Below are 19,267 nucleotides of genomic sequence, written 5' to 3'. Positions count from 1 at the left end.
GTTCAGGCGTGCTCGTCGCCCGGATTGAGCGCAGGGAGCGCGCGATGCTCGGGGTCGCGGCTCTTGCGCGGCGCCAGCCATTTCGTGCGCACGCGCTGGAGTGCACTCAGGAGCGATTCAGATTGCCATGGCACGCCGTCCCCCGGCACCGCGCCCCCGAACAGCCGGGCCTCGAGGGCGCCGAGGCTGCGCGCAAGGTCGTCATCACCCATCCGCGCGCTCCACGCCGCTGCGCCGCTGCCGATATGCCTGCGCGACCACGTCATCAATGCCGCATAGGTCGCCTCGGGATCGTTCTTGCGGCAGGCGGCGACCACGGCTTCGAAATGCGCCGGCTCGCTCGCCGCCTTCGCTTCCAGGCGCTGCCGCCATGCGCGCTTCCATCCGGGAAGGCGCGATGCGAGCCAGCTTGCTGCGAGGGCAAGCACCACCAGCACGAGCGCGACGCCGATCCATTTCCCCCAGGCGACATGGCGCCAGAAGTCCGTCGACTTTTCCCCCACCGCCAACGCCGCCTCGGCCTCGGGCGCGATGCCTTCGCCGTGGCGCCGTGCGGTGACCACGATCGTGACGGCGGGCGCTTCGGCCTTCTCCTGCCTGTTCGTGTTCGCGTCGAACCAGTCGATGTCGATGGCGGGGAGCTTGTAGGTGCCGGGCTTCTCGAAGACGTAGGTCACCCGGTCGATCCGGTGTCCGCCGACAAGGCCGGCGCGGTCCCTGGTGACATCGTCGAGCTTCGGATCGGCCGTGAACGCCCGGACGTTCGACGGCGCCTCGATCTTCGGCGGCGGGATCATCATGGCCTGGGTCATTTCGGCGAAGGTGTCGAGCGTGCGCACCAGCGCATCGCCAGCCTCCAGTTGGGCGTCCTTGCCCTCCACCGGACGATCGAAGCTCTGGGTGATGCTGAGCCGCGCCACCGGTGCCTGAATGCCGCCAGCCGCGGCCGTGCCTTCTGCCGCCCTGACGCTGATCTGCGTCGGCGGCAGCGTGACTTCGCCTTGCCGCGGCTTGCCGTCGTCGCCGCCGTAGGTGAACTTCACGACCAGCGGCGGCAGTGTGAAGTCGCCGGACTGCTGGGCCGTGAAGACGTAAGTCTTGAGGATGCCCGCGTACGTCTGGCCGTCGATCTGTTCGACGGCGTTCTGCCCGGTCTCGTCGGGCATCGTGACGATCGCCCCGGGGATCTGGATATCCGGAAACGGCGGCGCGGAAGTGAAGTAGTTCGGTGTGAGGATCTCGACCTCGATGCGGACCTGCTGGTTGACCAGCGCCGGCTGCTTGCCCAGCACATGAACACGGGCCAACGGCGAAGCGGCCCGCGCGAGCGTCGCCGACACGCACACCAGCAGGACGAGACATGGCAGCAGCCAGCGTCGCGCGTTCGTCATTTGCCTTGCCGCGTAGCCGGGGCCGCGCGCCTGTCGTTCTGCAGTTCGAATTCGCGCGCCAGCAGGTCGGTCGGGCTGGTCTGGATGGCGCGCATCCACATCTCGGCCGATTGCTCGGTCGACACCATCGTCTGCATCTGGCCCTCGCCGCCCTTCTTGTCGAACTGGATCTTGTCGCCCTTGTTCGGTTGCAGTTCCTGGTCTTGATCCTGGTCTTTGTCGTCCGGCGGAATCAGCTTTCGCACCAGTGCGAGGTTGGCTTCTGCGGCGGACCATTTCGGGCGACGCTTCAAGGCTTGCTCGTAGCGTTGCGCAGCCTCCACGAACCGTCCCTGCTGCGCGAGCGCGTTGCCCTGGTTGAAGTCGCTCTCCGGGGAATCGATGCGCGCGAAGCTCTGCACTGCATCGTCGTAGCGCCCGGCGCGATAGAGCGCGATGCCGCGCCACATCGGATCGTCGAACAGCGCCGCGGCTTCGGCATAGTTGCCGCGCTGGAAGGCCACGCGGCCCTGCTGGTCGCGCGTGAGCCACAGGTCGACGAAGCGCCGTCCCATCGTCTCAGTCTGAGTCTGGGTTGCGGGCGCCGCTGGTTCTGCGGCCCAGGTCTCTCGCTGCGGCCCGGCCAGCCCCAGCGCAAGCAGAAGCGCAGCGGCCCAGCGGATGGTCCAACCCTTGCGGAACCAGAGCGCACTCAGCAGCGCGATCGGAATGCACAGCCACCAGCCTTCGTCTTTCCAGCGCGCATGCGTTTCCGCCTGCTTTTGTGCGAGATGCGACTGAACATGCCGTTGCACCCAGCGGATATCGTCGTCGCTGTCGGGCGTCACGGTGGCCAGCGGAACATCGGCCTCGCGCTTGAGGCGGTCGAGCGCCGTGACGTCGAGACGTGCGAACAGGCGCTGCCCGCCGGCATCTTCGACGAAGCCCTGCTCGTCGCGGACCGGCCCGCCTTGTGCGGTGCCGATGCCCAGCACCACCGGTAGCGCACCGTCGCTATCGACCTGCGCCTTGAAGGCGGCGATGGCGGAGGGCTCCACGCCGTCGGTCATGAAGAGGATGGTGCCGGGCGTGTCTTCCTTGTCGAGCGCGGCGGCGATGGTCTTGAGCGCCAGCGCCGTGTCCTTGCCCTGCGTCGGCATGATGCGGGTCTGCAAGGCATCGACGAAGGTCCCCAGCAGCTTGGTGTCTTCGGTCAACGGCAGCACGAGGTGCGTCGATCCCGCATAGGCATAGAGAGCAGTGCGCGCACCCTCCCGCCGTTCGAGCAGCGCCTTCAGCTTGAGCTTGGCGCGCTCCAGCCGTGTCGGGCTCACGTCGATCGCGTCCATGGTGCGGCCAAGGTCGATGGCCACCGCGAGCGGCGCCTTGTCTTCGAGAAATGGCGGCAGTTCACGTCGCCAGGTCGGCCCGGCGAGCGCGACCGCGCCGAGCGCGAGCATCGCCACAGTCAGGTGCAGCGGCTGCAGACGCCAACCGCGAGACTGCTCCACCACCAGCGCGTCGAGCAGGTGCGGCGCGATGGTCCCTTGCCAGCGCCGTCGAACGTCGTCGCGCCAGCTGAACGCCAGCAGCAACAAGGCGGCGGGCAGAAGCGCCAAGAGCCACCAAGGGCGCAGGAAATGGAACTGGGTGAGGAAGTCTTCCATCAGGCGCTTCCTTCCGGCGCAGCCCGTCTTTCGCGCATCCATCGCCCGCCGCGCCGTAACGCGGTGTACGCCGCCATGAGGAAGTGGTACAGGAGCACGAGCGACACCGCGAGGCCGAGCGGCCACATGAAGAGCTCATTCCTCGGCCGCCATGACAGCGTCTTCCGGTTCTGCGGCGTGATCCTGTCGAGCGTGGCGTAGATCTCCTGAAGCTGCGCCTGGTCGCCGCCAAAGTGGAAGGTGCCGCCGGTGGCCGCCGCAATCGATCGCAGTACGTCCAGGTCGACCTTTTCTTCCCCCGTGGCGGCCGGGTCGCCGATGCCGACGGTGTGCACGACCACGCCGCGGTCCTTGGCGATGTCGGCAGCGCGTGCGGGCGGCATCTTGCTGGCCGTGTCGTTGCCGTCGGTGAGCACGATCAGCACCTTCTGCGGGGCCTTGCTCTCGTCGAACATCTTGATGGCAAGGCCCAGTGCGTCGCCGAGCGCGGTGCGCGGGCCCGCCATGCCCGGAATGACATCCTCGATCAATGCGCGCACGAGTTCGTGGTCCATCGTGAACGGCGCCAGCGGGTAGGGCGCATCGCCGAAGACGATCAGGCCGATTCGATCGCCCTTGCGACGCTCGACGAAGTCGCGAACGACTGACTGGACGGCATGCACGCGCGTATCCATGGCGCCATCGGGCCGCTTGAAGTCGCGCGTCTCCATCGACTGGGAGAGATCGAGCGCGAGCAGCAGATCGCGCGCCGGCTGCACCTTCTCGATCGGCGGCTCCACAAACTGAGGGCGCGCCAATGCGAGGACGACCAGCGCCCACGCGAGCGGCGCCAGCGCCCATTGCAGCCAGTTGCGACGCGGCACGACCGCACCCGCCGCCGGCTGCAGGCCTGCCGCGCTCGCCACCTCATGGAAGAAGGGCAGGCGCACCGAGGGGCTGGATTCGCGGTATGGCGCGAGCAGCCACCACACCAGCACCGGCAAGGGCAGCAGCGCAAGCAGCCAGGGATACTCAAGCTGATACATGGTGGCCTGCGATCCAATCCCTGCAGGCCTGCACGAGCGCCTGCGCTTCGGCGCTCGACAGACTGCCCAGCGCGGCGGTGCCGCGGTATTCGATGTCGTTCACGAAGCGGACGAGCGACGGCGCCGCATTCTTCGCCGTGCCTACATGCAGTTCGAGGAAGCGCCCCCAGACCTCGCCGCTCGATGCCGCCACGGTCTCGCGCGGCCATGCGGCCAGCGCGGTGCGCTTGAGCAGCGCGGCGACGGCCGCCAGTGCCTGCGCCCGCTGCACATCGTCGGCACCCATGCGTTGCGCGAGCAGGCTCAGCTCGGCCAGCGCCTCGCGCCGGTAGCGGTTGGCGCGATACCGGCGCAACGCGCGCCACGCGGCCCACAGGGCCACCCATAGCAGCACGACGCCGAGCACCGCCCATGCGGGCGTCTGCGGCATCCACGATATGGCGGGCGGCAAGTCGACATCGACGAGCCCCGCCAATGGACCGATCGCTTCGAGGCCGGACGCAGGAGCAGCCATCACCGCCCCCGCCGCGCCGGCGCCGACAGCCGGCCGAGCAGGTGCCGCAGCTGCGGCGCGGTTTCCTCGCCCGCCGACAAGGGCAGCACCGGCACGCCGATGCCCTGCTGCCACGCGAACATCTCCTTGCTCTGCACATCGACGAATTCAGCGATGCCGCGCCGGATGTGATCGCGGCCGAAGCCGAGTTCCACCTGAAGCTCGCCGTTGCTCACGACCAGCTCGCCCGAGGGCGGCAGCTCGCTGAGAAAAGGATCGTGCACCAGCACGGCGAGCAGATCGTTGTGCGCGCTGATCTCCAGCATCAGGTCGCGCGTTCGCTTGTCACGTCCCTCGAAGTCGCTGATCACGACGACGAGATGGTCGTGATGCGCAAGATGCGCGGCATGCAGGAGCGCCTCGTTCAACTGCGCCGAGCCGCGAAGGGCCGGCGCGTCGGCGCGCAGGGCCTGGTTGCGCCGCGCGATCTCGCCGAGCATGTGCAGCACGGCGTCGCGGCTGCGCTGGGGCTGCAGTTCCGTCATGCCGTCGTCGCCGAACACGAGCGCGCCGACGCGATCGCCATCGGCCAGCATGCGCCAGGCGAGCAATGCAGCGGCCTCGGCAGCCGCCACCGACTTCATCGCGCGCCGGGTGCCGAAGAACATGTTCATCCGCTGGTCCACCAACAGCAGCACGGGGCGGTCCTTCTCTTCGGTGTACACGCGCACGTGCGGGACGCCGGTGCGCGCGGTGACGCGCCAGTCCATGTTGCGGATGTCGTCGCCGAACACGTAGGGCCGCAACTCCTCGAAGGCCAGGCCCCGCCCGCGCACCTTCGACGCATGCCGGCCGGACAGCAGGCTGTGCACCGGCTGACGCGGCATCAGGCCGAAGTCGCGCGCGGAGGCTTCGAGCTTCGCGAGCTCGGCTGCGCTGACATGCACACCGGGCCGGTTCTCGACGGGAGCGCGCTCCGGCGCGGCGGACCGCCGGCGCGAGCCCAGCCCGGCGCGCGCGAGACTGGCCAGTTTCAGACGCATGGGATTCGCTCCCGGATCAGGCCACCGCGACCTTGGCCACCAGCCGGTCGATCACCGCATCGGCGCTGGCCTCCGCTGCATGCGCCTCGTACGAAAGGATCAGCCGATGGCGGAACACCTCGTGCACCACCGCCTGCACGTCCTCCGGCGTCACGAAGGCGCGGCCCTGCAGCCATGCGTACGCACGTGCGACCTTGTCCAGCCCGATCGAGCCGCGCGGGCTCACGCCCACCTGGATCCAGCTCGCGAGTTGATCGTCGAAGGGCTTGGGCTCGCGCGTGGCGTTGACGAGCGCGACGATGTAGTTCTCCACCGCCTCGCTGACCTGGATGCCATGGATCTCGGCGCGCGCGGCAAAGATCGTCTCTGCGGCGATCACGACCGGCGCAGATGCAGCGACAGCGCCCGGCGCCGACCCTGTGGCGCCGTATTCCTCCTCGCGCGCCAGTTTCACGATCTGCCCTTCCGCACCTGCCTGCGGGTAGCCGACGTTGACGTGCATGAGAAAGCGGTCCATCTGCGCTTCGGGCAGCGGATAGGTGCCTTCCTGCTCGATCGGGTTCTGCGTCGCCATCACGAGGAACAGCTTCGGCAGCGTGTGCGTGGTGCCGCCCACGGTGACCTGCCGCTCTTCCATCGCCTCCAGCAGCGCTGCCTGCACCTTGGCCGGCGAACGGTTCACTTCGTCGGCGAGGATCAGGTTGGCGAACAGCGGCCCGGACTGGAAGCGGAATTCGGCCTTGCCGCCTTCGCTGTAGTAGATCTCGGAGCCGGTGATGTCGGCCGGCAGCAGGTCGGGCGTGAACTGGATGCGCGAGAACTTCGCCTCCAGGTGCTTCGCGAGGCTCTTGATCGCACGCGTCTTGGCGAGGCCCGGCAACCCTTCGACGAGCAGGTGGCCATCCGCCAGTAGCCCCAGCAACAGGCGCTCGATCATGCGTTCCTGGCCGATGATCGATTCGGCCATCTTCGCCTTTAGCGTCAGTACATCGTCACGGGCATTCATAAGCTAACCTCCGCGCTTCGCACTGCGGTGCGAGCGCCTTCGGGCGGCCGGGCGGCGCTCATCTACGTGTTCCTTCTTCAGGCTCGCCGGCCGTCGGTCCGACGAACCAGCGGTAGTAGGGATTGGCGCCGTCCTCTTGCATGACGCGCTGGATCTCTTCGGCCCACGCTTCGCGTTCGCCGCGATACGCGTGGATGCCTGATTGATAGAAGCGCATCAGGCGCTCTCTTTCGTCCAGCAGCATGGCTTCGAAGGCCGGATCGGCGCCGTGCAGAGGTGGCGGGCTCGCGAGCGCCAGCAGCCGCGGCAACACGCGTACGAACTCGCCCTGGCGCACCCAGGGCGCGTACTCGATGCGCGGCTGGTCGTCGGTGACGGGCGGCGCGCCGGCCACGTAGCGTTCGAGCCCCTGGCGATCGGTCACCCACGTCGCGAGCAGCGCGGCGGGCGACGCGATGCCAACTTCGCGCAACGCGGATGCAACGCCGGGTTGCTTGAAGCGCTGCGCAATGCGCGGCACGTCGAGCTCGATGGGCTCGAAGGAGCCCACCAGGAGCATCTCGTGCAGCTCGGTGGTCCACAACGTCGCATACGGAAACACGTCGAGGAAGCTGCGCACCAGCGAGCGCGTGTCCTCGTCGTTCTGGGTCGGCAGCGGCAACCATTGTGCGAAGAGGCCGCCCGGTTTCAGGCGTTCGGCGGCCAGCGCATAGAAGTCGCTTGAATACAGATTGACCACACCCGCTGCGGAAGGGGGCGGCGGCTCCAGCGTGATCAGGTCGTAGCGCTGGTCGTTGCCGAGCAACTCGCGGCGTCCGTCGCGCAGGCGCACCTCCACCCGCGCGTCGCCGGCGACCCATTCATTGCCCTTGAACTGGGGCGTGGCACGCGCGACCGCCGGCAGCAACTCCGCCACCACGCGTTGATCGAGCGTCGGATAGCGCAGCAATGCGCCGGCGGTGATGCCGGTGCCGAGCCCGATGACCAGCGCCGAGCGCGGCTCCTCCCGCTGAATGAGCAACGGCAGCAGCGCCTGGAGCCGCATGTAGCGCAATGAAGTCATCGAGTCGCCAGAATTCGAGACGCCCTGGATGTACAGGCGCTTGAAGCGGTGGCTGCCCGCACGCTGTTCCACCACGGCCACCGTGCCGCCATTGCTCTCTTCATAGAAGCTCAGCGTGCCGCCGCGCGAGCCGGTCAGCAATTCGGCCAGCCGGTCCGGCGGGGCGAACACTGCAACGAGCGCCGCGACAGCGGCCATGCCGGCAACGCCTCCCAGCCCCCACGCGGTCGACCTGCGGCTGAACATCACGGCCAGCAGACCGATGGCCGACGCTGCGATCGCGAGCAGCCCCAGCGTGCGCACGAGACCCAGCACCGGCACGAGCACGAAGCCCGTCAGCAGCGTGCCGGCGATGCCGCCCAGCGTATTGAGCGCAACCACCCGTCCGACGTCGCGCCCCACGTGTCCGGCGTCGACCACGAGCCGCAGTGCCACCGGAAAAGCCGCACCGAGCAAGACTGTCGGCATGAAGACGATACACAGCGCGGCGACAGCAAAGCGCACCGACATCGCAAGCAACTCGGAGCCTTCGCCCGACAGCGGTGAAGCGGCCAAGGACTGCCATTGCGGCAGCCACGGGCCCAACGCCGCGAACTCCAGCAATGCGATGAGGCCAGCAGCTGTGATCAGCAAGCCGAACGCCGTCCACGGATCACGAACCCGGTCGGCCCAACGGGAATACAGCGCGCTGCCGATCATGAGCCCGGCGAGATAGGTCGCGAGCATCACCGAGAACGCAAAGGCCCGCGTGCTCATGAATTGCACGATGGCCTGCGACCACACGACCTCGTAGCCGAGCGCCACACCGCCTGCGAGGGTATAGAGCCACAGCGCACGTCGCGCGTGGGGCGTTGCGCGCGCAGGCGTCCTCGCCGGGGCGGCCGAAAACGCGGAGGATGCCGGGGGCTTGGAGACGGCAGATCGATCCAACGCCAGCGCCGCCAGCCCGACAGCGACATTCAGCGCGGCCGCCGCAAAGGCCGAGCCGCGCACGCCGAGGACGGGGATCAACACGAAGGAACTCAGCAATGCACCGACGATCGCGCCCAGCGTGTTCGCCGCATACAGCCCGCCGCCCGTATGCCCGACCCGCGAAGCCTGCGGCGCGACCGCGCGCATCAGCACCGGCAGCGTCGCACCCATGAGCATCGCGGGCAACATCACGAGCAGCGTGGGAAGCAGCCATGCCAGAGGCCCGACATGCGCTTCGAGCCACACGAAAGGCGCGGCGGAACGCGCCAGCGCCAGCGTCGAGACGCAGGCCAGCACCGCGATGCCGGCCTCTATGCCCGCATAGAGCCGCAGTGGTCGCGCATGCGCATCGGCGCGCGGACCGGCCAGCCATCCACCCAGCGCGAGGCCGGCGAAGAAGGCCGCGACGCCGAGCGCCACCGCATGCACCTCGACGCCGACGACCAGCGCGAGCTGCTTGACCCACAGCACCTGGAACACCAGCGCCGAGACGCCCGAGGCCAGCAGGAGCCCACACGCGAGCGGCACACGCAGGCCGGCGCGGGCAGCCACGTGCACCGGCGGATTGCCAGCGGGCACCGATGCGGAAGTGGCGCTCATGGGGCGTTCACTTTCCGGTCGGCGCCGCCTGCGGGCCATTCGCTCACTTCTTCTGCGGCTGCTGGGCTTGCTGCTGTTGCTTTTCCATTGCGGCCTGTACCTTGCGCTTCACTGCGCTCTCCGTCTGGTCGATGGTAAAGCTCGCGGGGATCTGGCTCGGCGGGAAATCCACGAAGGTCTGCAGGAATTCGCCCGCCCTCCGGGTGCCCTCGAACATCACGAAGGCGTTTTCAGTCTGCATCTGGTCGTACCCACTCGTCGGGCCGATATCTCCGCGCTCGTAAGGGTCCAGCCGCAGGTTGTAGAACTTGGGCGTTCGCAAGCAGGTGAATGGCTCCCTCCATACCTGCATTCCGCCGGGCGCTCGCTGCTCGCAGAAGACCACCTTGAACGCGGTCGGATTCGTCGCATTGGGCAGGACCGTGTCGAAGCGCACCGCGACCAAGTCTGCGTCATCGTTGAAGTAGAAGAACTCCTCGCGCGCACTCTTGTCGGTCTGCCCCGTCAGCATGGGCAACTGGTTGTAGCCGTCGAGGTGGACCTTGAAGCTCTTTCCGCCGAGCGAAGCGCCCTTCAGCAACCGGTCCTTGACGTTGTTGTCCCCCGCGGCCGCCAGCAGCGTCGGGAACCAGTCGAGCCCCGACATGAGTCCGTTGCTCACCGTGCCCGGCTTGATCTTGCCGGGCCATCGGACCATCGCCGGCACGCGGAAGGCGCCTTCCCAGTTCGAGTCCTTCTCACTTCGGAATGGCGAGTTGGCGGCATCCGGCCAGCTGAAGAAGTTCGGCCCGTTGTCCGTGGTGTAGACCACGATCGTGTCGTTCGCGATGCCTGCGTCGTCGAGTGTCTTGAGCAACTTGCCGACGTTCTGGTCCATTTCCCACATGCCGTCGGCGTACTCATGCCCGGCGCCGAGCCCTGCCTTGCCACGGAACTCCGGCCGCACGTGCGTGAAGAGGTGCATGCGCGTGAAGTTCATCCACACGAAGAAGGGCTTCTTGTCCTGCGCCTGCTTCTTGATGTAGTCCATCGCCGCGCCGGTGGTCTCGTCGTCCACCGTTTCCATGCGCTTGCGGGTCATCGGACCCGTGTCCTGGATCTTGCCGTCCGCCGTCGCGCGCAGCACGCCGCGCGGGTTGTACGACTTGGTGAAGTTCGGGTTGTTCTTGAACCAGAAAGGACGCTCCGGCTCCTCCTCCGCATTCAGGTGATACAGGTTGCCGAAGAATTCATCGAAGCCATGCTTGGTCGGCAGGAAGCGATCCTGATCGCCGAGATGGTTCTTGCCGAACTGCGCCGTGCCATAGCCGAGCGGCTTGAGGGCTTGGGCGATCGTGACGTCTCGATCCTGGATGCCGACCGGCGCGCCAGGGATGCCGACTTTCGACATGCCTGTACGGAACACGGTCTGGCCCGTGATGAAGGTGGAGCGGCCCGCGGTGCAACTGTTCTCCGCGTAGTAGTCGGTGAACTTCATGCCCTCGTTGGCGATTCGGTCGATGTTGGGCGTCCTGTAGCCCACGATGCCGTTGCCGAAGGCGCTGATGTTGCTCTGACCGACGTCGTCGCCGAAGATCACGAGGATGTTCGGCTTCTTGCCGCCGCTTTGGTTCTGCCCTTGCCCTTGTGGCTGGGCCTGGGCCTTCGCTTGCGCCTGCACCGAAATCGGCACGAACGAACAACCGAGGGCGGCGACTGCGAGGATGGCCCCCGCGAATCGTCGAACACCGGGGAATGTGCTGGTCATGGACTTCACTCCTTTCGCCTCAATGCTGTGAATTCGTCGGCGCCTTCCGAGATTCGAAAGAACCGACCCGATGAAAGGCGCCTGCATCCGCGCGCTCTACTCTTCTTCGATGCTTCCCCGGCTCGAATGAAAGTTCCCTGCATCTGAATCACTTGGGCGGCGGCGGGAAGATCGTCTTCCAGTCGCGCTTCATGCTGACGACGATCCAACCGTTCGCAGGCGCTGCGTCGAGCGCCTTGTCGAGCTTGCCGATCTTGGAGTCGCGGTCATAGGCGAACTCGCGGTCCGCGTCGTCGTGGTGAACGATGAGCCCCAGGCGCGCGCCGGGCCCGCCGGTCGTGTACTGCAGCATCTGCAGGTCGCCGTCGGAGTTGCCGAAGGCAAGGATCGGCCGCCTGCCGATGTTGCGGTAGATGCCCACCGGCTTGCCCGGGCCGTCGTCGATGAAGTCCAGCTTGGGTTCGCGCAGCAGCGCAGGCTTGCCATCGCGAAGCTCGTACTTGATCAGCTGGCTCGAACCGACCACCTGTTCCGGTGGGATGCCGTAGACCCTGGGAGCCCAGGGTCGCATGAACTCGATGGTGCCGCCCGAGACGATGTAGGTCTTGAAGCCGTTGGCACGCAGGTAGGCCAACAGCTCCAACTGAGGCTGGTAGACAAGCTCTGTGTAGAGACGCTTGAACTTCGGATGACGCGCGGTGGCCAGCCAGTTGCGGATCGTCGCGTCATATTCGTCCGTCGTCATACCGCTGTTGGCCGCGACCATGAGTTCGAGCAGCGGCTTCTCTCCGGCCGCGGCCAGAGCCTTGAGATCGTTGGCCAACAGCGGCTTGAGCGCGGGATTGCTCTGCCACTCGGGGTGCCGTGGCGCCGCTGCCTTCACCTGATCGATCATGAACAGGAACTGGAAGTACAGCGGCTGCTCGCTCCACAACGTGCCGTCGTTGTCGAAGACCGCGATGCGTTCGGCGGGCGGGACGTAGGCCGGGCCGCCCTCGCGCGTGACGTCGCCGACGAATTTCACGATCGCCTGCCTGGGGGCACCGTCGTTCCACGACGGGAGCGGATCGCCGGCCATGGGCCCGGTGCCGGCGCAGCCCAGCAGGCTCAGCGACGCGACCGCGGCGGCTGCGATGCCGAACGCGCGGCGGGTCCAACCTTGCATGGGCTTAGCTTCCATTTGGCTTTCCTTCGGTCGATGCAGCGGGCTTCCAGCGGTCCGCGTCCATGACGAGCCTGAAGCCCAGGTGCGACATGCTGGTGTAGGGATCGGTGCCTCTGCGGGCGCTCGGCCGGTAGCTCATGCAATAGGCCTCGTTGCACAGGAAGGAACCTCCGCGCGTCACGCGTTTCGGCGCGCCTTCCGGCACGCCGGGCTCGGAAGGATCCCAGCTGTCGGACGGTCCGCGCGGGTCGGCCTGCGGCTCGCCGCTCTTCGCAACGCGCGCGAACTGGTCGGCGCGATACCAGTCGGCAACCCATTGCCAGGCATTGCCGGTCATGTCCTGCAAGCCGTAGCCGTTGGCAGGGAAGGTGCCGACCGGACTGGTGCCCACCGCACCGCCGCTTTTCGGGCTGATGACCGGGAAGGGCTGCGGCTGCTGGCCTTGCCATACGTTGGCCATCTGCTTGTCGCCGGGTTTGAAATCATTGCCCCACACATACGTGGCCTGCTCCAGGCCGCCGCGTGCAGCGAATTCCCATTCGGCCTCTGTCGGCAGGCGCTTGCCGGCCCACTTGGCATAGGCGAGCGCATCTTCGTAGCTGACCTGCACCACGGGATGGTCGTCATAGCCATCGATGCTGCTGTTCGGGCCCCTCGGATGCTTCCATTCCGCGCCGGGCACGTAGGCCCACCAGCGCGAGAAGTCCCGATAGTCCACTTCGTCATGTGTGCCGGTGAAGACCATCGCACCGGCCACCAGCGCGCTGTCGGGCGGGCGTGGCGTGCCGGGCATCACCTGCGGCGCGATCGTGTCCCAGTCGGGCTTGCGCTCGGCCGTCGTCACGTAGCCGGTGGCTTCGACGAAGCGACGGAATTCCGCGTTGGTCACGTGATGCTGGTCCATCCAGAAGCCCTTGACGCTCGCGGGATGGGCCGGCTTTTCATTGGCCTGGGCGAGCTTGCTGTCGCTGCCCATCAGAAACTTACCCCCGGGCACCCAGACCATGCCCTTGGGCGCGCTCGTTCCGTCGCCGACGACGATGCGATGAACGGCTTCGGGAGTGCTTGCTTCCTTCGCCTCCTTCTTCCACCAGCTCGTGGCCACGAGGTAGCCGGCAGCCGCAGGCAGCATCACCGCGAGCAGCAGCAGGACGGCCTTCTTGCCGGCTCCTCCGAGGTGCTCGCTGTCACCTGTCGAGGCGGTCTCTGCCGCCGGAGAAGCCGCGACAGCATCTACTGCTGCATTGCGCGAAGTGCGCCTGTTCTTGCCCATCGCCAGCTTTTCCTGTGACCGCGTTGCCGACGAGTCTTGCGCGCACCCAGCCCAGTGTCAACTTGCACCAAGGTGCAAGCCCGGATGCCCCGAGGGACCACGGGGCATTCCGTTGCGCGCGATGTCAGGCGCGCTTGGCGACCAGTGTCAGGATGTCGTAGCTCGCAACCAGGTCACCGTCCTGGTTGGTCACCTCCACATCCCACGCCACCACGCCCTGGCCGACGCCATTGGCATCCTTCTTCTGCCGATCGATCTTGCGCTTGCAGGTCAGCCGTGCGCGGATCGTGTCGCCGATGCCCACCGGCTTGACGAAGCGCAGCGTGTCGAGCCCGTAGTTGGCGAGCACGGGCCCCGGCGCCGGCGAAACGAAGAGCCCCGCAGCGGCCGACAGCACGAAGTAGCCGTGCGCAATGCGCTTGCCGAAGGGGCTTTCCTTCGCGGCCACTTCGTCGAAGTGCATGTAGAAGTAGTCGCCCGAGATGCCGCCGAAGGCAACGATGTCGGCCTCGCCCACCGTGCGACGGTGCGTGAGCAGCGAATCGCCGATCTGCAGGTCTTCGAAGTGCTTGCGGAAAGGATGCACCTCGGATTCGTTCAGCTTCGCGCCGCGCATGTATTCGCCGGTGACGGCCGCCAGCATGGTCGGCGAGCCTTGCACGGCTGCGCGCTGCAGGTAGTGCTTGACCGCGCGCAGGCCGCCCAACTCTTCGCCGCCGCCCGCGCGGCCGGGGCCGCCGTGCTTGAGGAAGGGCAAGGGCGAACCGTGACCCGTCGACTCGACGGCGGCTTCGCGGTCCAGCACGAGCAACCGGCCATGGTGCGCGGCGGCCACAGGGATGGCCTTCGCAGCCGTGGCAGGGTCCTTGGTAACCAGCGTGCCGACGAGGCTGCCGCGCCCGCGCGCTGCGAGGGCGAGTGCTTCATCGAGGCCTTCATAAGGCATGAGCGTGCTCACGGGGCCGAATGCTTCGACGTCGTGCACCGCGTCATGCCGCAGCGGGTCGCGTGAAAGCAGCAGCGTGGGAGAGAAGAACGCGCCCTCGGCCACGCCTTCGCCACGCGGCGTGAAGCCGTCGCGTTCGCCGTAGACCAGCTCGGCGCCCTGCATCAGCGTGCGCACACGCTCGGCAACGTCAGCCTGCTGCGCGTGCGACGCGAGCGCGCCCATGCGCACGTCCTCGAGCGACGGATCGCCGACCACGGTCTTCGCCAGCCGCGCGCGCAGCTTCTCCGCCACTGCGTCGAGATGCTGGCGCGGCACGATCGCGCGACGGATGGCGGTGCACTTCTGCCCCGACTTGACGGTCATCTCGCGCGCCACTTCCTTGACGAAGAGATCGAACTCCTCATCGTCGGGCGAAACATCCGGCGCGAGGATCGCGCAGTTCAGCGAGTCGGCCTCGGCGTTGAAGGGGATCGACTGGCGCACCATGTTCGGATGCACGCGCAGCTTCGCGGCCGTGTCGGCGGAGCCGGTGAAGGTCACGACATCGGAGCCGTCGAGCCGGTCGAGCAGGTCGCCGGTGCTGCCGATCACCAGTTGAAGGCTGCCCTCCGGCAGCAGGCCCGAGCGGTGCATCAGCCGCACCAGCGCTTCGGTCAGGTAGCTCGTCGACGTGGCCGGCTTACCGATGCAGGGCATGCCCGCGAGAAAGCTCGGCGCCCATTTTTCGAGAAGGCCCCACACCGGGAAGTTGAAGGCATTGATATGCACCGCGACGCCGCGGCGCGGTACCAGGATGTGCGTACCGGCAAAGCCGCCCTTCTTTCCGAGCGGCATGGCCGGGCCTTCGTGCACCAGGTTGCCCGACGGCAGTTCGTTGCCGCCGATGCCGGCATAGGCGGCGAGCGTGCCGGCGCCGCCCTCGATGTCGATCCAGCTGTCGGCGCGCGTGGCGCCGGTGTGCGCCGAAATCGCGTACAGCTCTTCCTTGTGCTCGGCGAGGTACTTCGAGAGCGCGCGCAGGCGTTGTGCACGCTGCTGGAAATCCATGGCGAGCAGGTTGGGCAAGCCGACGTTGCGCGCGTGATCGAGCGCCTCGCCGAAATCGATGCTCTCGGCATGCGTGCTCGCCACGAGGCGCCCGTTGACGGCGCTGCGGAGTTCTTGCGCGCCCTGCTGGCCGAGCCAGCGGCCGCCGATGAAGCTTTGAAGGATCTGGGTCATGGAATTCTCCGGTCAGGCCGAGACGGCGTTCTTGCTGCCGAGGCCGAGGTAGGTGTCGATGATTCGACGGTCATGAAGCAATGCCTGCGCGGGGCCGGTCAGCGCGACTGCGCCGGTTTCCAAAACGTAGCCCCGATCGGCCACTTGCAAGGCGGCGCGCGCGTTCTGCTCGACCAGCAGCACCGATACGCCGTGCGAACGCAGCGAAGACACCACGTGCAGCACTTCGCGCACGATCAGCGGCGCGAGGCCGAGCGAAGGCTCGTCGAGCATCAGCAGGCGCGGCCGCGCCATCAGCGCGCGGCCGATGGCGAGCATCTGTCGCTCGCCGCCCGACAGCGTGCTGGCAAGTTGCACACGGCGTTCCTTCAGCCGCGGGAAGATCGCGAAGACTTCATCCATGCGCTCGCGCTGGTCGCGCTTGCCGGTCCGCCAGCGGTAGAAGCCGCCGAGCAGCAGGTTGTCCTCGACGGACATCTCGCCGAAGAGCTCGCGCCGCTCAGGCACGAGCGCCACGCCGCGCGCGACCATCGCCTCGACGCTGGGCCGCGCGATGCGCTCGCCATCCAGCGTAAGGCTGCCGGTGGAACGCAGCAGGCCCATCGCCGCGCAGAGCAGCGTCGTCTTGCCGGCGCCGTTGGGGCCGATGACGGTGACGATCTCACCTTCGTTGACGCTCAATGCGATGCCATGCACCGCTTCGACCGCGCCGTAGGCGACGCTGAAGTCCTGGAGTTCGAAGAGCGGGTTCATCATGCAGCCATGGGGATCGGTTCGTCGCTGCCGCCCAGGTAGGCGTCCAGCACACGGGGGTTGGATTGCACTTCGGCGGGCGTGCCTTCGGCGATGACGGTGCCGAACTCCAGCACCGTGATGCGGTCGGCCAGATTCATGACGAACTCCATGTCGTGCTCGACGACCAGAATGCCCAGGCCTTCGGCGCGCAACTGGGAAAGCAAGGTCGCGAGTGCCTGCTTCTCGAGATGGCGAAGGCCGGCTGCCGGTTCGTCGAGCAGCAACGCGGCCGGCTGGCCCGCGAGAGCGCGCGCGATCTCGACCACGCGCTGCTGGCCCAGCGCCAGCGATGCCGCCGGCACGTCGACGTACTCGCCAAGCCCGCAGCGCTCGATCTGCCGGCGCGCTTCGGCCAGCAGTGCGGCTTCCTCGGCGCGATCCAGCCGCAGCATCGAGGCCAGCCACCCGTGACGTCCGCGCCGGTGTGCACCGAGCGCCACGTTCTCCAGCACGCTGCGATTGCCGAGCAGACGCACATGCTGGAAGGTGCGACCCAGTCCGCGGGCGGCGAAGTCACGCGACGGCCTGCCGCTCATCGCATCGCCCATCAGGCGCACTTCGCCCTCGCTCGGGTCGTCGACGCCGGAGATCATGTTGAAGAAGGTGCTCTTGCCGGCGCCGTTGGGGCCGATCAGCGCATGCACTTCACCGGCCTTCAGCGTCATGGCGACGGCATTGTTGGCGACGAGTCCGCCGAAGTGCTTCGTGACCTTGTCGGCTTCGAGCAGCAGCTTGCCTGCCGGCGGCAGCGTCCGACTGGCGAGCGCGGCGGTCGTCCTGGGCACCGGCACGGGATTCGGCTTCAGGAAGCGTCCGGACACGCGCGCCAGCGTCGGCCAGAGGCCTTCGGCAAAGCGTTGGAGCACGAAGAGCATCAAGAGGCCGAAGACGATCACCTCGAAATTGCCGCTGGCGCCGAGCAGCTTCGGCAGGATGTCCTGCAACTGCTCCTTGACCAGCGTGATGAGCGTCGCGCCGAGCACGGCGCCCCACAGGTGCCCCGCGCCGCCGACCACCGCCATGAAGAGATATTCGATGCCGATGTTGAGATTGAAAGGCGTCGGGTTGACGAAACGCTGCATGTGCGCATAGAGCCAGCCCGACAACGCCGCCAGCAGCGCAGCGAGCACGAACACCTTGACGCGGTAGCGCGCCGTGTCGACGCCCATCGACTCGGCCATGACGCGGCCGGACTTGAGCGAGCGGATGGCGCGCCCTTCGCGCGAATCGAGCAGGTTGTGCAGCGCCCACAGCGCCAGCAGCAGTACCGCCCAGATCAACGGCCCCAGCGCGCGCGGCGATGCGAGCGAGAAGCCCGCCACCGTGAGCGCCGGGACGCCGGTGATGCCGGTCTGCCCGCCGAGGAACTCGAGGTTGCCGAACAGGAAGTAGAGACTCAGCCCCCATGCGATCGTGCACAGAGGAAGATAGTGGCCGGAGAGCTTCAGCGTGATTGCGCCCAGCCCCCATGCGATGGCGAAGGTGAGCACGAGGCCGAGCACCAGCCCGACCCACGGTAGCGCGCCCGGAGCAACCATGCCGCCCAGCGCCGCGGCAGCAGCCGGCGACGTGCAGACCCACGCAGTGGCATACGCGCCGACGGCGACGAAGGCCGCCTGCCCGAAAGAGGTCATGCCACCGATGCCGGTGAGCATGACGAGGCCGGCCGCGACCATCGAATAGAGACCGATGTAGCTGAACAGCGTGACGGTGAACTCGGGCAGCCAGGCCCAACTGAGCGCCAGCGCGGCGATGCACAGCAATGTGAGGTATCGCCGCGTCATTCCTCGTCCTCCACGTGACGGCTATGAAGCGAGCGCCACCACAACACCGGAATGATCAGCGTGAACACGAGAACCTCTTTGAATGCACTGGCCCAGAACGATGAGAAGGCTTCGAGTTGTCCCACCAGCAGTGCTCCGAGCAGCGCGATCGGGTAGCTCCCGAGCCCGCCGACGATGGCCGCGACGAAGCCCTTGAGGCCGATCAGAAAACCGGTGTCGTAATAGACAGTCGTCAACGGCGCGATGAGCAGGCCCGAGACGGCGCCGATCAAAGCCGCAAGCGCGAAGCTCAGGTCGCCCGACAGATCCGTCGGAATGCCCATGAGACGCGCGCCGACGCGATTCATCGCGGTGGCACGCAGGGCCTTGCCGACGATGGAGCGCTCGAAGAACACGAACATCAGCAACACGAGCACGAGCGCGACGCCCACCACCACCATCGACTGGCCGCTGATCGCGACGCCGCCGAGGTCGAACTGAGCCTCCGAAAACGCTGGCGTGCGCGATCCTTCGGCGCCGAAGAACAGCAAGCCGAGACCGACCAGCACGCCGTGCAGGGCGACCGAGACGATCAGCAGAATCAGGACCGTGGCATCGGCCAGCGGTCGATAGGCGAGCCGGTACAGCAGCGGCCCCAGCGGCGTGATGAGCACCAACGCGGTGGCGGCCTGCATGCCCAACGACGACGGATGCACACCCAGCACGAGCAAGCAAGCCAGCGCGGGAAAGCCGATCGTCCAAACCGCCGTGGCCTTCCAATCGACCGTGGCGCCGCGCTTCCAGCGCCAGGCTTCGACGACGAGGGTCGCGACCGCCAGCGCCAGCAGCAGCCACAGCGTGGCCGGCGTGCGACCGGCATTGAGTGCGGCCATCGACAACGCGCCGAAAGCCACGAGTTCGCCCTGCGGGATGAAGATCACCCGGGTGACGGAAAACACCAGCACCAGTGCCAAGGCCATCAGTCCGTAGACCGCGCCATTGACGATGCCGTCCTGCCCCAACAACAGGGCAATTTGAATATCCATTACGCCCCCAGGCTTGCCCACTTCGTGTGGCCGCCACCCCCCTCAAGGGGGCGCCGCCAGCGGCCCGGC

General features: G+C 67.3%; 14 protein-coding genes. All 14 read right to left on the bottom strand.

Translation table 11 applies throughout. The features are described 5' to 3' along the window. Positions 1–2 precede the first annotated feature (2 nt). The 14 genes from AC1DN9_RS16595 to AC1DN9_RS16530 all read right to left on the bottom strand — a co-directional run bounded on the left by AC1DN9_RS16595 (position 3) and on the right by AC1DN9_RS16530 (position 19,198). A complete protein-coding gene (locus AC1DN9_RS16595) occupies positions 3–1,391 on the bottom strand; it encodes a BatD family protein (RefSeq protein ID WP_478102037.1) in 1,389 nt (462 codons plus the stop codon). Continuing rightward, complete coding sequence (locus tag AC1DN9_RS16590; RefSeq protein WP_478102035.1) at positions 1,388–3,037, bottom strand: VWA domain-containing protein; 1,650 nt, start codon at positions 3,035–3,037, stop codon at positions 1,388–1,390. The genes AC1DN9_RS16595 and AC1DN9_RS16590 overlap by 4 nt, the downstream gene beginning before the upstream one ends. Next, positions 3,037–4,062 (bottom strand): vWA domain-containing protein, encoded by a 1,026-nt coding sequence (locus AC1DN9_RS16585; RefSeq protein ID WP_478102033.1) that lies wholly within the window; start codon positions 4,060–4,062, stop codon positions 3,037–3,039. Before AC1DN9_RS16585 ends, AC1DN9_RS16590 begins: the two co-directional genes overlap by 1 nt. Further along, positions 4,049–4,576, bottom strand: a complete 528-nt coding sequence (locus AC1DN9_RS16580) for a DUF4381 domain-containing protein (protein WP_478102031.1) — start codon at positions 4,574–4,576, stop codon at positions 4,049–4,051. The genes AC1DN9_RS16585 and AC1DN9_RS16580 overlap by 14 nt, the downstream gene beginning before the upstream one ends. Next, positions 4,576–5,598: a DUF58 domain-containing protein gene (locus AC1DN9_RS16575; protein ID WP_478102029.1), complete on the bottom strand. Its 1,023-nt coding sequence runs from the start codon at positions 5,596–5,598 to the stop codon at positions 4,576–4,578. Before AC1DN9_RS16575 ends, AC1DN9_RS16580 begins: the two co-directional genes overlap by 1 nt. Positions 5,599–5,614: 16 nt before the next feature. Then, positions 5,615–6,604, bottom strand: a complete 990-nt coding sequence (locus AC1DN9_RS16570; protein WP_478102027.1) for an AAA family ATPase — start codon at positions 6,602–6,604, stop codon at positions 5,615–5,617. 58 nt (positions 6,605–6,662) lie between these two features. Beyond that, positions 6,663–9,239, bottom strand: a complete 2,577-nt coding sequence (locus AC1DN9_RS16565) for a fused MFS/spermidine synthase (protein ID WP_478102025.1) — start codon at positions 9,237–9,239, stop codon at positions 6,663–6,665. 43 nt (positions 9,240–9,282) lie between these two features. Continuing rightward, complete coding sequence (locus AC1DN9_RS16560; protein WP_478102023.1) at positions 9,283–10,986, bottom strand: arylsulfatase; 1,704 nt, start codon at positions 10,984–10,986, stop codon at positions 9,283–9,285. 148 nt (positions 10,987–11,134) lie between these two features. After that, positions 11,135–12,166 (bottom strand): HAD family hydrolase, encoded by a 1,032-nt coding sequence (locus AC1DN9_RS16555; protein ID WP_478102022.1) that lies wholly within the window; start codon positions 12,164–12,166, stop codon positions 11,135–11,137. Next, on the bottom strand, positions 12,156–13,424 hold the full coding sequence (locus tag AC1DN9_RS16550) for a formylglycine-generating enzyme family protein (protein ID WP_478102020.1): 1,269 nt from the start codon (positions 13,422–13,424) through the stop codon (positions 12,156–12,158). The genes AC1DN9_RS16555 and AC1DN9_RS16550 overlap by 11 nt, the downstream gene beginning before the upstream one ends. 124 nt (positions 13,425–13,548) lie before the next feature. Beyond that, entirely contained in the window at positions 13,549–15,594 is a 2,046-nt protein-coding gene (gene paaZ / locus AC1DN9_RS16545) for a phenylacetic acid degradation bifunctional protein PaaZ (protein ID WP_478102018.1), read from the bottom strand. Between the two features lie 12 nt (positions 15,595–15,606). After that, positions 15,607–16,350 (bottom strand): ABC transporter ATP-binding protein, encoded by a 744-nt coding sequence (locus tag AC1DN9_RS16540; RefSeq protein ID WP_478102016.1) that lies wholly within the window; start codon positions 16,348–16,350, stop codon positions 15,607–15,609. Continuing rightward, complete coding sequence (locus tag AC1DN9_RS16535) at positions 16,347–18,173, bottom strand: branched-chain amino acid ABC transporter ATP-binding protein/permease (protein WP_478102014.1); 1,827 nt, start codon at positions 18,171–18,173, stop codon at positions 16,347–16,349. Before AC1DN9_RS16535 ends, AC1DN9_RS16540 begins: the two co-directional genes overlap by 4 nt. Continuing rightward, positions 18,170–19,198, bottom strand: a complete 1,029-nt coding sequence (locus AC1DN9_RS16530; protein WP_478102012.1) for a branched-chain amino acid ABC transporter permease — start codon at positions 19,196–19,198, stop codon at positions 18,170–18,172. The genes AC1DN9_RS16535 and AC1DN9_RS16530 overlap by 4 nt, the downstream gene beginning before the upstream one ends. Between the last annotated feature and the right edge of the window lie 69 nt (positions 19,199–19,267).

It is taken from the genome of Variovorax sp. 05L425 (genome assembly GCF_056397705.1).
Note: the sequence above shows the minus strand (reverse complement) of the source record. Positions and strands in the feature narration are given on the sequence as shown.